The organism is Thiolinea disciformis DSM 14473, from assembly GCF_000371925.1.
GTDB classification, from domain to species: Bacteria; Pseudomonadota; Gammaproteobacteria; order Thiotrichales; family Thiotrichaceae; genus Thiolinea; species Thiolinea disciformis.
Window position 1 is genome coordinate 70,480 of the sequence record NZ_AQVE01000001.1, and the last position, 12,738, is coordinate 83,217.

Sequence of the window (12,738 nt, forward strand, 5' to 3'; positions counted from 1 at the left end):
TGGGGAGAGGAAAGCATGGCTATTTATGCGCTAGGTGATATTCAAGGTTGCTTTGAGCCCTTAAAACGCCTATTAGACCGCGTGAAATTTGATCCTAGTGTGGATCAATTATGGTTTTGTGGCGATTTAGTCAGTCGAGGGCGTCAATCCTTAGAAACCTTGCGTTTTGTTTATCAACTAGCGCAATCCAAAGCAGCCTTAACGGTGTTAGGTAATCATGATATTAGTTTAATTGCCGCGTATTATGGCTTGATTACGCCTCATAAAACCCTGTACGGCTTACTAGATGCACCTGATAGCAGTGAACTCATTGAATGGTTGCGTCGGCAGCCTTTATTAATCTCCAATGACACTTATAAAGTTGTTTTAGTTCATGCAGGCATTCCACCACTCTGGTCATTAGCTTTAGCGGAAACTTGTGCTAAACAGATTGAATATGAGTTACGCCAAACATATCCCAAAGCATGGTTAGAACAAATTTATGGCGATAAACCAACACGTTGGGAAAATAGCCTAACGCCCATAGAACAGCAGCGCTTTACAGTGAATGCTCTAACACGGATGCGTTATTGTTATCCGAATGGTAAATTAGATTTTGAGCAGAAACTCAGTCCAAAAGTGGTGAAAGATACTTATCCTAGTTTAATTCCTTGGTATAATCATCCCTTAAAAAATGTTTTAGATTATAAAATTTTATTTGGCCATTGGTCGACCTTAGGTTATCAACAAGTGAATAATACGTTTGCTTTAGATAGTGGTTGTGTATGGGGTGGACGCCTCAGTGCTTTGCGGCTTGATACTAGTGTGCCTAGTATAATCCAAGTAAGCTGCGATGATTATGAGCGACACTGAGCTAAAACTACCCGCACCCACTCCGCCGCCTGAGCCTTTTAAGTCGTTTGGGCAGGTAGAGGTTACTTTAAAAGATCGAACTTATTCAGCCTATATTCCACAACCTCCAGCCAATGCAGCACTTGACGAATTAGAAACTATTTTAAAAAATAATCGTCTTACTATTGAAAAGGCGCAGGCTGAGTTAAAAACTGCTTACTTAGCAGCATTTACCGCACCGAAAGATAAACCCTTTGCTCTCAATTTAGCGGCACCTACACAGAATGCGATGGTGGCACATTTAACAATTAATTTAATTATCCCCATTATTAACATGCGTAATGGTGGACATGCTTATTACACGCCCGATGAAACGTTGCATGTTAAAGCGCGTTTGGAAAAGATGCGTACTCTAGCCGAAAAACAAGTCTTGGGTGATTTACAAATTAAGCTTGATAATTTACCTCCCCCAGAACCACCCTCTAAACAGCTCGGCAAGGCAACCTTAATTGTAATCGCTATTATTTTGGTATTATTAATTTTTTTGCATTAACTATCCGCTAAGCGCATTTGTAAAATTTCTGTCACTGAGGTTTCGAGTGCTGGCAAATCTGGAATCAAGCACACTAATTGACTAATGCGTACTTGCCGCGCCACATAAGGGCAACGCCGCACCGTGTTATTACTGAAGTCATCGCGCAATGTATCAACGCCAATTTCTGCAGTTTGTAGACCGCCTTGAACTTGAAGGGCGATAAACGGTAAATCACCCGAATCTGACACGGTGTGCAAAATCAGATAATTACTATTAGTCTCCAGTGTACCTTCGCCCATCATACACAGGGATTCGAGTGACACGACGGGTACATCGCGATTTAACCAATTTAACCAACCTAAAATACCCGGATGTTCAGACGGCTCTAAGCTGGCTTCACTGACTAATTCGGCTAATAAATTCAAGGGAACAATTAAATTGCCTTGTTGCAAACGTAAAACAGCACATTTAATTGTTGGGTTTACAACACTACTCATGCGGCTACCTCCGTTAATGCTGGTGAATGTTCTAGGTGATGGCGAATCAGCTCCAATAAGGCTTGGTTTTGGTAAGGCTTGCCGAGGAAACTATTTGCACCTAGCGATTCAGCATGTTGACGGTGTTTCTCCGCCGTACGTGAACTAATCATAATAACCGGCACATGCTGCCAAACCGGATGCTGGCGCATGGTTCCCAGCACTTCGAAACCATCCATACGTGGCATCTCGATATCCATCAGCAATAAATCTGGCTCAAATTCATCAAGCTTTTCGAGGGCTTCTAAGCCGTCGCGTGCCGTTTCAACACGATAATTTTCGCTGACTAAGAGTTTTTCGGTTACTTTGCGTACTGTAATTGAATCGTCGACGACTAGAATGTGAGGGCGTTCATGCACGGTGCGCTGTACCTTATGCACTGGCTCGCCCACCGCTTCGGCTTTCTTGGTATGTTGTACGCGTTGTGCCAATTCGGCCATATCTGGCAACATGACTACTTGTCCATCAGGCGTAATCGTTGCAGCCGAGTAATAACGACAGGTTTTGAACAAATTACCCAAGGATTGCAAGACCACCTCACGCCGCCCAATAATCGCATCGACTAGCCAAGCCACATAATGTTCACCTGTGCGTACAAAGACTACAGGATACATATGATCTTCTTGCAATTGGATTTGCTTATTGGGCTCCAATAAAGAACCTAAATAATGTAAAGGATAGGTTCGGCCATTAAATTCAGCCTCAGCCTCTGGTTGGCGCAAGGCGTGTTGAAGCTTGGTCGCATCAAGACGCGTTAAACCTTGAACATAGCCTAAAGAAATGGCATAAGGCTGTGCTTGTACCATGACAAACAACACAGGATTTGCGGCCATGGCAAACGGTAAGCGTAGGGTAAAACTAGTGCCTTGATTAATAGCGGAATGGATTTGCAGTGACCCACCCAAAGCCTTTACTTCAGAACTCACCACATCCATACCGACGCCACGTCCGGAAATCAAGGTGACCGACTCTGCTGTGCTAAAGCCGGGGCGTAAAATTAAGCGCAATATTTCGGTATCGGATAACACATCATGGGTACGGATTAAGCCTAAATCGAGTGCTTTCTTGCGTAACTTTTCGGGATCTAGGCCACGTCCATCATCGCGCACTTGAATCACAATCTCGCTATCTTCACGGAAAATTCTAAGCCATAACTGCCCTACTTCTGATTTACCCAGCGCACGCCGTATATCCGGCGTTTCAATACCGTGAGAAATCGCATTGCGCAATAAGTGCTCAATCGGCCCCGTCATACGATGCAGTAAATGGCGGTCAATTTTCATGGCCTCACCATCAATATCCAAACTGACTTGACGGTTTAACTCAAGCCCCGTTTGACGTACCACACGACGTAGGCGCGGCGTTACCGCAGAGGCCTCAATCAAACGTGTAGCCAATAAATCTTGTTGCAGGGCACGACTGGTATTAACGCTTTCATTCAACGCTGTATTGCTATGGCGCAATTGCAAGGACAAATCTGCTTCAATATTCACTAAGTCATTCAAGCTCTCGGCCAGTGCACGTGATAAGCGTTGAATTTCGGAATACTGATCCATTTCTAGTGGGTCAAAATTCTTACCATTTTCGGGTACTTGGGCAGCGATCTTACTCAAACCCGCATGAACATGCGCCTCGGTTTCAAGCTCCAATGAGCGTAGTAATTGACGTAAGCGCACAGCAGTACGGCTAAATTCACGCACATCATCACTCATACTACGTAAACGTTCTGATAAACCATTATGTTGCACATTGAGCGCACCGGCTTGGTCGATCATATTATCTAAGAAGCTAGCCGGTAAACGGATCTGCTCTTGGCTACTAAATGCGGCCAATTCATCTGTCAAACTGTCATTCGCCGGGGCAATAGAGGATTGGCCAACCAATAAAGCACTAATGTTAGGCAAGGTATGTGCTTTCTGAACCAACATTTGCTCCAGCACACTCGGATACTCCGTAGCGCTCTGCGTTATTTCACGCACGACTGGCGCAAACTCCACGACCTCGGCCGTTTCAGGCTCTGCTGCTGGCGTAGGAACGACAGGAAGTTCGGTGCGAGCGGCCTCAATGGCTTTATCTAATAGCTTGGTATCGGTTGGAACCGTATCCACCACTTCCGCTTCCAATGGTGCTTCCAAAACATACTGCTCAGCCAAGGCATGAATTTGATCGATATAGTTTTGCAAAACCGCTAACGAGCCTTTGGCTGCGTCTACTGAGGCTACACGACTCATTTGCTCAAGAGTCGTTTCCGCCGTATGCGCTAAATCCCCCATATCCATTAAGCCCGCCATACGTGCACCACCTTTGAGGGTATGCAGCTCGCGCTCAAAGGAACGACAAATTTCTTTATCTTTTGGGTTAACGCTTAAGCGCTGCATTAAACTATCCAGCGACATCAATTGTTCAGGAAGTTCTTCACGGAACATTTGCCAGATGATTCTATTTTCATCTGTTTCACTCATCAGTTTTGCCTTAGGAGTAAGCACTGCGGGTTGCTCAGGCGGGACTAAGAACGCAGGCTCAAAGGCTGGTACAGGCTCATAGGAGACAGCCTCTGCATCAACTTCATCTGTCGGCAAAGTAGTTGATGTTTCAGCCTCACCGTTAGTGTCAGTAATAACGGGGAAGGCATCAAAATCAGTGGGTAAGGCAGCTAATAAATCGCCAAGCTGTGCGGCTTCTTCTTCACCAATAGTATTAACATATTCAGAGGTCGAAGCTGTTTCCGTTGCCTCAGGCGCCGCACTCAGATCCCCCCAATCCAATTCACTTAATAAAGGTGGAATGAGAATCTCAGCCGCAGGAGGAATCTCTGCCATCACCTTCTCAGCTAGTAATAAAGCTTCCTCAGGAGATTTTATAAATTGCTCTACTTGAGCAATTTCTTGTTGTACCGCTTCATCTGCATGATCGGAGCTTAGGAAGTACTCTAAGCGTTTACCTAAGTAATCAACCGCTCGTTGTAGCAAGGTAACAAGCTGATCATTAACGGGTAAATGGCCTTCTAAGACTTTATTAATTGTTTGTTCGTGCGCCCAAGCATAATCGCCCAACGCTAAAGCACCGGCCATACGTCCACTTCCTTTACAGGTATGGAAACCGCGCCGAATATCACGTAATAACTCCTTATTAGAACGATTCGCTATCCATTCAGGGACCCATTGGACGAGATTGGTATGGATTTCGTTGATTTCCTCAACAAAAATCTCATAAATCTCATTACCCAAATTATCACGTAGATGTGGCTTCGGTTCTGGCTCACTCACCGGCGCTAATTCCACTAAAGGAGTGACTGTGGCGGAGGTGGCTGAAGCGAGTGGTTCGACGCTAAGAAAGGGCAACTCCTCTGAAGGAGCAGATGAAGCCAGAGGTTCGACGCTAAGAAAGGGCAATTCCTCAAAAGCTGATGCATTAGTAACTGAGTGATTATCGTTTTGAGTGCTGCTAAGGAAAGACAAATCCTCGACAAAGTTGTCCATTGCCGAGGATTCAAAAGAGGTTAATGATGCATTTAATGCGCTAACAGGCTCTGATTGCGTAGCTTCTGATAAAGGCTCGACGCATTTGATACTCTGGTTTTTTTTTTAGTTTCAAACTCAGCCAATCCGGCTGGTATAGCAGCCAGCGTCGACAAGTCTAAAGTGGTATAGCCATCTAACTCTTTTAACTTGTCATAGCCTACCGATAGCAGCGGCAAATAGTCTTCCTGACGATGCAAACAGGCCAAAATAGCTTCCGAAACGGTCAATACATCCGCAATACAGTTCATTTCTGCTGGAATAGGTTGGCGCTTATTCGGAATCAAATCCTTATTGAATAAGAGCTTGACGCCATTCGCTAACGGCATGATTTCTTGGTGGCCCAACACTTCGAGTGTCCCACCAATGTGACGTAAGATTTGTGCGATTTCATCCAAGCGCCCAAATGCACTGGGTTCCTGATGGAAGGCGGCTAATTCAGTTTGTGCTTTAGAAAGCGAGGTTAATAAGCCACGGACTACATCGCGCGTTGCACCGACCCCAACCCCTAACGTATCCGAATCACTGAAGAAAATTTCTTCGGTACGATCATGGCCTGTTTCGGCATATTCACGCAGTAAGGTTTCCAACTTCAAATAATGATCGGTCATGCGCTCCAATAGGGCCTGATCCGCTTCACTCTTCTGATTGAACACGGCTTGTTGGGCATCCGCTAAGGCTTGAGTCAGATTAGATGCTTTACCTAAACCTAACATGCCTAATGCTTGTGCTAAACTGTTGGTGCGCTTGGCAACATCACCAATTAAGACCGTTGGATTCTCGCCGCGCCCCAAGCTTTCTACTTGCGACATCAGGACGCTTAATTCGTCTTGCATAGAAGTTGATACAGCCTGCCACAAATCGCGCCCTGGCAGCGTGTAATAATGACGCAATTCCTCTAAGGTCTCGCCCTTGGGTAAATACAAATCTAAATGGTAGGCTTCCTTAACTGCTTGCAATTGACCGGGGCTAGTTTCAGCCAAACCCACGTAATACAATAAATTTTTAAGTAATTCATCGGGAACCGTTTCGTTATAGTCTGCCTCTTGCAACTCGCCAAAACGTTTTAGCTCGCGCTCCATACGCCCCATCAGCATCTTGACGGCAACACTATGCTCTAATTTACGTTGCTCCAAGGCTTGTAACAAAGCACCAGCAACCCACCAGAGCGAACGCAAACGCTCCTTCTGATGCATGACTAATACATTACTAGAAACTTTTTGTGCAGCCTGCAAATGAAACTCAGGACGGTCATTATTAAACCAACCTAGCAAAGCCTTCTGCATATAAAAACGCAGTTTCTTCGTGGCTTCTTCTAATTTTTCAGGTGGCACTTCAATAAATTTACTCGTACCAATTTGCTCATTGGTAATCGAGCCATCAGCCGGTAAAAATACCAAATGCTCGGATAATAATTCTGCATCACGTGCCGCACGCAGATTATTCAAAGTAGGTAATACAATGACCGGCAAGTCCGCATAGCCTTCATGAAGGTGCTTGAGATAATCTAACAGCAGGGTTAGGCCATCTGCGCAGGTTTTACACGCATCTTGCCAATTGCGTACTTTTTCTTGCTGGATAGCATCCATCAATAACACAATTTCACGGCAGAGCATATAAGCGCCTTCCGCTTCCAGCACATCCAGAATGCCTAATAAATTACGTGATTTTTTCAACGCTTCGTCAAGACTTGCGGTATCAACCGATTCAACATAAGTCCCAAAATCAGCACAAGTCTGATTGATCAATAGCGTGGTTTCATCCAAGATCCAACCTAAACGGCTTGCTAGGCTTGATTTATCCGAAATCATAGTATGTTCGCCTCTTTGCTGATTAGATGGTCACGCTGATTGTTATTCTTCATTCTTTATTTGCCTCGTTAATCAGCATCTCGTTTCGACAGCGTAAAGTCCGCAATCGAACGCCGCAATTCAGTAGCGGTTTCTTTCAAATTGAATACCAAATCAGTCGCTTCTTTGCTGTACTGGGTAGTATTCGATGTCAAATCTTGTATCGACTTCATGGTTTTCGTAACGCGATTCGCCATTTCCGCCTGCTTGAATGACGCATCCGAAATATTGGCAATCAAACGCGCTAAACTACTCGATACATTCTCCACCTCATCCAAGGCCGCGCCTGCCGACTCTGCATTACGCGAACTGGTGACGACCTTGGCAGTGGTTTGTTCCATCGAGGAGATAGCCTCTTGAGTATCGGTTTGTATCGCTCTTACCAAAATATCAATTTTTCGCGTAGCCTCCGCTGAACGCTGGGCTAATTGTTGAACTTCGTCCGTTACCCGTTCAAAACTACGCCCGCCGCCATCCGCAGCGCCAGAAATCTGAATCGAAGCATTCAAGGCCAGAATATTGGTTTGCTCAGCAATATCATTCATTAAACGAACAATATCACCCACCTCTTGCGAAGTTTCACCTTGGCGTTTAATGCGTTTGGAGGTTGCTTGAATCTGTTCACGGATCGCCACCATATCTGCAATCGCACTACGCACGGTTTGTGCGCCTGCTTGTGAAATTTCCAATGATTTTCGTGCTACTTCCGTGGATGCAGCGGCATTTTGTGAAACACGATGAATGGAATGCGTCATTGCAACAATCGCGGATGAGGCCATGGAAACCTCTTCAGATTGCTTAGCACTGGACTGGGATAATTGCGAAATACGTTTATCAGCAACTTGCGCAAAACGATTCAAACGCCCCGAAGTATCATCAATCTTAATAACAAGGTCACGTAAGGCTTCTACCGCATAGTTCACTGAGTCAGCCACCGCACCGGTAATATCTTCCGACACCGAAGCACGAATAGTTAAGTCACCTTCTGCCAAGGTACTCATTTCATCCAACAAACGTACAATCGACTCTTGTTGGCGTGCTTCCGCTTCTTGCCACGCATGTTGCTGCTTATAAAAACGCAACATAAGATAAGCGATCCAACCGGAGGCGATCAAGGTAAGCAAACCGATGGCTAAGCCGATTTGTTTTAGACTAATGGCGCTAAATAGCTTGTCACCGGCCAGAAATAACACAACCATGATCAAAACGCTAAACAGCAATAATCCCAAAGGAAGGCTGAGCATTTTGCCGCTAATTGGTTCACTGGAAACTTTGCTTACATACGCCATGTTCTTATTCTTTTAGCCTTTTGCCGACTCCATAGCCGGAATACCTCGTTGTTCTAATTCGCTTGCTAGTTTTTTTACTTGTAACAGGGGCATCGTTTCCCCTTCTAAACTAATCTTGTATTGAGCAAAACCCCGCCAAGCCTTCTTATCTTCTAATACTTGGACTTTGACGCTATCTGACCAAATGTGGCGAATCCCTAATAACTCATCAACCCTTAGGCCGAACCACTCTTCTTGACCTTGCACTGCCAAAATTCTCGATGCTGCTGGCAATAAACTACGCTTTTGGTTCCCTAAAAAAAAAGCCTTACTGTCGATGACATTCAGTAAATGTCCACGAAAATACGTTAAACCTAGCATCCAACTTGGCATACCCAGTACGCTGGTTAACCTGCCTGGTGCGACTACTTCATCGACTTCATCTTGTCGGATCAAGCAACGCTGACCGCCAATCATAACTACTAAAGCCGACCATGATTCTAAACCACCTTGTTGAGTAGATTCTGAACGGCGCTTTTTTTCACGTAATAAAGCTAAACCTACCAGTAACTCATACGGACTGATCATTCACCCGCGCTCCGGTGATTTGATCGGTAATAACCTTCAGTAAAGATTGAAATTTAACTGGTTTCGTTAAGTACTCTTTTGCACCTTGACGCAAGGCCCATAAGCGGTCACTTTCCGTTGCCTTGGAACTGCACACAATAATCGGAATGTGATTAGTTAATTTATTACGCGACAAAGCTCGTGTGGCCTGAAAGCCATTGACCAAGGGCATTACAACATCCATCACGATGACATCCGGCTTCTCATTCTGAGCTGTCTCAATACCTTCTTGGCCATTAGTGGCAATGCTCACCTGATAGCCATTAAGTTCTAACAGCGACTTTAGCGCACGCGTTTCCGCGAGCGAATCATCAATGATCAACACGTGTTTAGCCATGACACAAGCCCCTTGCCATTAAGCTTGAGTAGGTGCCGCAGCCTCTACAGCACGTCTATGTGGCAACACATGACTTTCAATCACCGCCAACAGATCCTGACGCGTAAAGGGCTTAGTTAAATATTTATCAGAACCCGCTAAGCGTCCACGTGCAAGGTCAAATAAACCATCCTTACTGGATAGCATAATCACCGGAATATTCCGGTAATTACGATTGGCCTTAATCAGTGCGCAAGTCTGATAACCGTCAAGGCGTGGCATCATAATATCCACGAACACGACATCAGGATTAAAAGCGGCAATAATCGGCAAGGCTTCAAAACCATCCGAGGCCGTTGTTACCCAACAATCGTATTCTGATAACAAGGCTTCTGCTGTGCGCAAAATGGTTTTGCTGTCATCAATGATCAGCACCTTCAGACCGGACAAAGCGCGGTTTGAAGACGAGGCGTCACGTTTTTCTGGTTTTGAGTCTGGCGTATTCACACAGTTTGCTCTTTTATATTTATCTATTTAAAGGCATATCACTCAGTAATATGCCACGCCTTAACTATAAAGACATACCTAGAAAAGCCGCTCAAACGATTTAAGACAGGCTTTGTTCAACTAAAGTCTAAAGAAATCAGGCCATCTGACAAGCTTCATCTGACAAGCGTTATGCTTATACTAGCTGACCGTCAGGTGTTGCAATCAAGGTCAAATGGGTGATTTCCGGCGGACAATTCAGGCGCAAGGGCAATCCAGTACTGCCTAAACCACGGCTGGTATAGACCCAAGACTGATTGACCCGATACAAACCCTGCACATATTTTTTGCCTAACTGTGGCAATAAAAAGGGTTTGCCTTGTTTTAACTGAATTTGTCCACCATGAGTATGTCCTGATAATTGTAAGTTAATACGCGTATCATTGGCATACCAATCAATCATATCTGGCTCGTGCGCGAGTAAGACGACCGGTTTATCGCCACTATGATTCGCCATGGTTTTTTGAATATCAGGCTTACCGACCATACCATCATCAATGCCCGCTAAATACAAAGCGGCATCACCCACCTGAATATTCAAACCCTCGTTGCGCAATACGCGAATCTTTTCACGCTCTAACGCAGCAATAATGACATGTTCGTCAGTTTTCACATCATGATTGCCTAAAATCGCAAACACGCCATAGCGGCCTTTTAATTTGCCCAAGGCGGGCGCTAAGGCAAGAATATCTTGCTCATCATGCCAAACATAATCGCCGGTCAAAACCACTATATCGGGCTTTAATAGATTCGCTTTCACCACCGCCCGCTCAATGTGTTCCAATTGTGTAAACGGACGCAAATGCAAATCCGTCAATTGCACAATCGTAAAGCCTTGGAGTGCCTTGGGCAGATTAGCAATCGGAATATCGGTAAATTCCTCGACCAACCAGCGAATCTCATTAACCCGCTTAGAATGATGGGCGTCATGAAAATACTTCAATCGGCCAATTTGATTCATCACTTTCTGCGGCGTTTTTGATTTAGTTTTGAGCATTGTAAATCCAGTTACATTCCATTTTGGAATTTTGCATGGCGCGTTTTACCAGAAGCGCGCACCGCTCGTAACGCTTGAGTATATTCTTTCAGCACTTCCAAACTCCATGTAATACGCTCACGGAAATAGCTATCCGCGTCTGGTTTATTTTTTGTTGCATCATCATTTAACACCGATTCGACATGCCGAATAATTACTTGTTCGGGAATGTAGCAAATACGGCAATTTTTATAGCTACTCATGCGTAACTCGGCAACTGGATAAGCACCGCCATCTGAGGATGACACACCAATAATTAATGCAGGCTTATGCGCCAACTCTGCGCCATTCCCCCATAATAAGAAGAAATTCTTTAAGCCTGAGGGAATTTGTCCATGCCATTCGGGGCTAATGACCACCAAACCATCACTGTCATTTAGGGTATCACGCCATGGTTTTAAGGTGGCTTGCCATGAGGGATCGTTCTGCCAAATACCGGTATCCCACAAGGGTAGAGGATTGCCAGCAAGGCTTAATACGCTCGCCTCCGTACCTTGCTTTTGCAAGGTTTTAGCTACGAAATGAGCTACTTTTTCACTTTGAGAGTTGTGGCGGTGGCTGCCACTAATAATGGCTATTTTCATAAAGCACTCCTGGGAAAAAGCCAATAACTTTAAACAGTTTAATGGCAAAAAACGAAAAAGCCGGAACTCTGTCCGGCCTTTCAAATACCTAGGTTTTAGCGATTTAGTGTTTAGATAAACAAACACACATCCGATTCACCCGCAAATTCAAAGAAGGTAGCAGCGCCACCATATTCAATACCATCAATAAATTCTTTAGTTTCCATTTCGAACAAATCAACTGTCATTTGGCAGGCAATGAATTTCACATCAGCCTCTTGGCAGAGTGAACGCAATTCCGCCAAATCAGCCACACCTTTACTCGCCATTTTCTTTTTCATCATCGTGGTCATCATCGCCTGCATCCCGGGAAGGGCTTGCAGTAATACCGGCATGGGCATAGGCATGGGCATCCCCGGATTACCGAGGGAAGTGACTTGCAAATTCATATCTTTTTTCAATAATTGCAAACCATAGAAGGTAAAAAATACTTGGACATCATAACCCAACGCTGCTGCTGTCGATGCCAAAATAAAGGGTGGGTAACCCCAATCTAATGTACCTTTCGTTGCTATAATCGCCAGCTTCTTAGTCATAATCTTGTTTCCAAATAAAATTCCACCGACAAGCCAACCAAAACGATCAGCTCTCCTCAAAATTGGGGTCGATTATGCAGCATTAGGTTGCACAATGTTATATCCCGATTGATACCAGTTGATGATGCCACCGCGCAAATTGATGGCCTCTACACCGGTTTGCTGTTGCAAAAACATACAAGCTTGTGCTGACCGAGCACCCGAGCGACAATAAAAAACAATATTGTCATCCTTCGAAAACTCTGTCGCTTTCACTGGCAATAAATGTAAAGGCATAAATTCGGCGCCTTCGATAATACCTTGACGAAATTCAGCATCGGTACGCACATCAATTAAGCGTACCGGCTTTTTTTCATCCAACATCTGGCGTAAGCCGCGCGCATCGATTTCTTTAATTCCGTACATAAATTCTGCTCAAAATCCAAAGATTATTAAATAATGCTAATATTCTAATAATGCTAGCCTAGTGTCAAGTTTCAAGAGGAATTGCGCTATTTCGACAAGTTTTGCCCCCAA

Annotated in this window: 13 protein-coding genes; 2 read left to right on the forward strand and 11 right to left on the reverse strand. The window is 44.7% G+C overall.

Annotated features, from left to right (window positions below):
• Positions 1–15 precede the first annotated feature (15 nt).
• Complete coding sequence (locus tag A3IE_RS0100310) at positions 16–852, forward strand: symmetrical bis(5'-nucleosyl)-tetraphosphatase (protein ID WP_020393567.1); 837 nt, start codon at positions 16–18, stop codon at positions 850–852.
• Positions 839–1,384: a hypothetical protein gene (locus tag A3IE_RS0100315; RefSeq protein WP_020393568.1), complete on the forward strand. Its 546-nt coding sequence runs from the start codon at positions 839–841 to the stop codon at positions 1,382–1,384. The genes A3IE_RS0100310 and A3IE_RS0100315 overlap by 14 nt, the downstream gene beginning before the upstream one ends.
• On the opposite strand, the gene A3IE_RS0100320 is transcribed toward A3IE_RS0100315, so the two are convergent.
• The 11 genes from A3IE_RS0100320 to A3IE_RS0100370 all read right to left on the reverse strand — a co-directional run bounded on the left by A3IE_RS0100320 (position 1,381) and on the right by A3IE_RS0100370 (position 12,627).
• Complete coding sequence (locus A3IE_RS0100320; protein WP_020393569.1) at positions 1,381–1,863, reverse strand: chemotaxis protein CheW; 483 nt, start codon at positions 1,861–1,863, stop codon at positions 1,381–1,383. The two genes, A3IE_RS0100315 and A3IE_RS0100320, sit on opposite strands and share 4 nt — an antisense overlap.
• Positions 1,860–5,381: a hybrid sensor histidine kinase/response regulator gene (locus A3IE_RS0100325; protein ID WP_020393570.1), complete on the reverse strand. Its 3,522-nt coding sequence runs from the start codon at positions 5,379–5,381 to the stop codon at positions 1,860–1,862. The genes A3IE_RS0100320 and A3IE_RS0100325 overlap by 4 nt, the downstream gene beginning before the upstream one ends.
• A gap of 32 nt (positions 5,382–5,413) precedes the next feature.
• On the reverse strand, positions 5,414–7,231 hold the full coding sequence (locus A3IE_RS0100330; RefSeq protein ID WP_020393571.1) for a FimL-related protein: 1,818 nt from the start codon (positions 7,229–7,231) through the stop codon (positions 5,414–5,416).
• 68 nt (positions 7,232–7,299) lie between these two features.
• Positions 7,300–8,559: a methyl-accepting chemotaxis protein gene (locus A3IE_RS0100335; RefSeq protein WP_020393572.1), complete on the reverse strand. Its 1,260-nt coding sequence runs from the start codon at positions 8,557–8,559 to the stop codon at positions 7,300–7,302.
• A 12-nt stretch (positions 8,560–8,571) separates the two neighbouring features.
• Complete coding sequence (locus A3IE_RS21750) at positions 8,572–9,126, reverse strand: chemotaxis protein CheW (protein ID WP_020393573.1); 555 nt, start codon at positions 9,124–9,126, stop codon at positions 8,572–8,574.
• On the reverse strand, positions 9,110–9,502 hold the full coding sequence (locus tag A3IE_RS0100345) for a response regulator (protein ID WP_020393574.1): 393 nt from the start codon (positions 9,500–9,502) through the stop codon (positions 9,110–9,112). Before A3IE_RS0100345 ends, A3IE_RS21750 begins: the two co-directional genes overlap by 17 nt.
• An 18-nt stretch (positions 9,503–9,520) precedes the next feature.
• A complete protein-coding gene (locus tag A3IE_RS19495; RefSeq protein WP_020393575.1) occupies positions 9,521–9,988 on the reverse strand; it encodes a response regulator in 468 nt (155 codons plus the stop codon).
• Between the two features lie 175 nt (positions 9,989–10,163).
• Positions 10,164–11,024 (reverse strand): metallophosphoesterase, encoded by an 861-nt coding sequence (locus A3IE_RS0100355; RefSeq protein ID WP_020393576.1) that lies wholly within the window; start codon positions 11,022–11,024, stop codon positions 10,164–10,166.
• 11 nt (positions 11,025–11,035) lie between these two features.
• Positions 11,036–11,647 carry an NADPH-dependent FMN reductase gene (locus A3IE_RS0100360; protein ID WP_020393577.1) on the reverse strand — a complete coding sequence of 204 codons (612 nt, stop codon included), beginning with the start codon at positions 11,645–11,647 and terminating at the stop codon, positions 11,036–11,038.
• 110 nt (positions 11,648–11,757) lie between these two features.
• Entirely contained in the window at positions 11,758–12,222 is a 465-nt protein-coding gene (dsrE2, locus tag A3IE_RS0100365) for a sulfur carrier protein DsrE2 (protein ID WP_020393578.1), read from the reverse strand.
• Positions 12,223–12,294: 72 nt separating this feature from the next.
• Positions 12,295–12,627: a rhodanese-like domain-containing protein gene (locus A3IE_RS0100370; protein ID WP_020393579.1), complete on the reverse strand. Its 333-nt coding sequence runs from the start codon at positions 12,625–12,627 to the stop codon at positions 12,295–12,297.
• Positions 12,628–12,738 lie beyond the last annotated feature (111 nt).

What these genes read in the sequence shown, in the direction of transcription:
- A3IE_RS0100330 (WP_020393571.1), bottom strand. Translation starts at nt 7,231, where the DNA reads ATGATTTCGGATAAATCAAGCCTAGCAAGCCGTTTAGGTTGGATCTTG.
- A3IE_RS21750 (WP_020393573.1), bottom strand. Translation starts at nt 9,126, where the DNA reads ATGATCAGTCCGTATGAGTTACTGGTAGGTTTAGCTTTATTACGTGAA.
- A3IE_RS0100310 (WP_020393567.1), top strand. Translation starts at nt 16, where the DNA reads ATGGCTATTTATGCGCTAGGTGATATTCAAGGTTGCTTTGAGCCCTTA.
- dsrE2 (WP_020393578.1), bottom strand. Translation starts at nt 12,222, where the DNA reads ATGACTAAGAAGCTGGCGATTATAGCAACGAAAGGTACATTAGATTGG.
- A3IE_RS0100315 (WP_020393568.1), top strand. Translation starts at nt 839, where the DNA reads ATGAGCGACACTGAGCTAAAACTACCCGCACCCACTCCGCCGCCTGAG.
- A3IE_RS0100320 (WP_020393569.1), bottom strand. Translation starts at nt 1,863, where the DNA reads ATGAGTAGTGTTGTAAACCCAACAATTAAATGTGCTGTTTTACGTTTG.
- A3IE_RS0100360 (WP_020393577.1), bottom strand. Translation starts at nt 11,647, where the DNA reads ATGAAAATAGCCATTATTAGTGGCAGCCACCGCCACAACTCTCAAAGT.
- A3IE_RS0100335 (WP_020393572.1), bottom strand. Translation starts at nt 8,559, where the DNA reads ATGGCGTATGTAAGCAAAGTTTCCAGTGAACCAATTAGCGGCAAAATG.
- A3IE_RS0100345 (WP_020393574.1), bottom strand. Translation starts at nt 9,502, where the DNA reads ATGGCTAAACACGTGTTGATCATTGATGATTCGCTCGCGGAAACGCGT.
- A3IE_RS0100325 (WP_020393570.1), bottom strand. Translation starts at nt 5,381, where the DNA reads ATGGACAACTTTGTCGAGGATTTGTCTTTCCTTAGCAGCACTCAAAAC.
- A3IE_RS0100370 (WP_020393579.1), bottom strand. Translation starts at nt 12,627, where the DNA reads ATGTACGGAATTAAAGAAATCGATGCGCGCGGCTTACGCCAGATGTTG.
- A3IE_RS0100355 (WP_020393576.1), bottom strand. Translation starts at nt 11,024, where the DNA reads ATGCTCAAAACTAAATCAAAAACGCCGCAGAAAGTGATGAATCAAATT.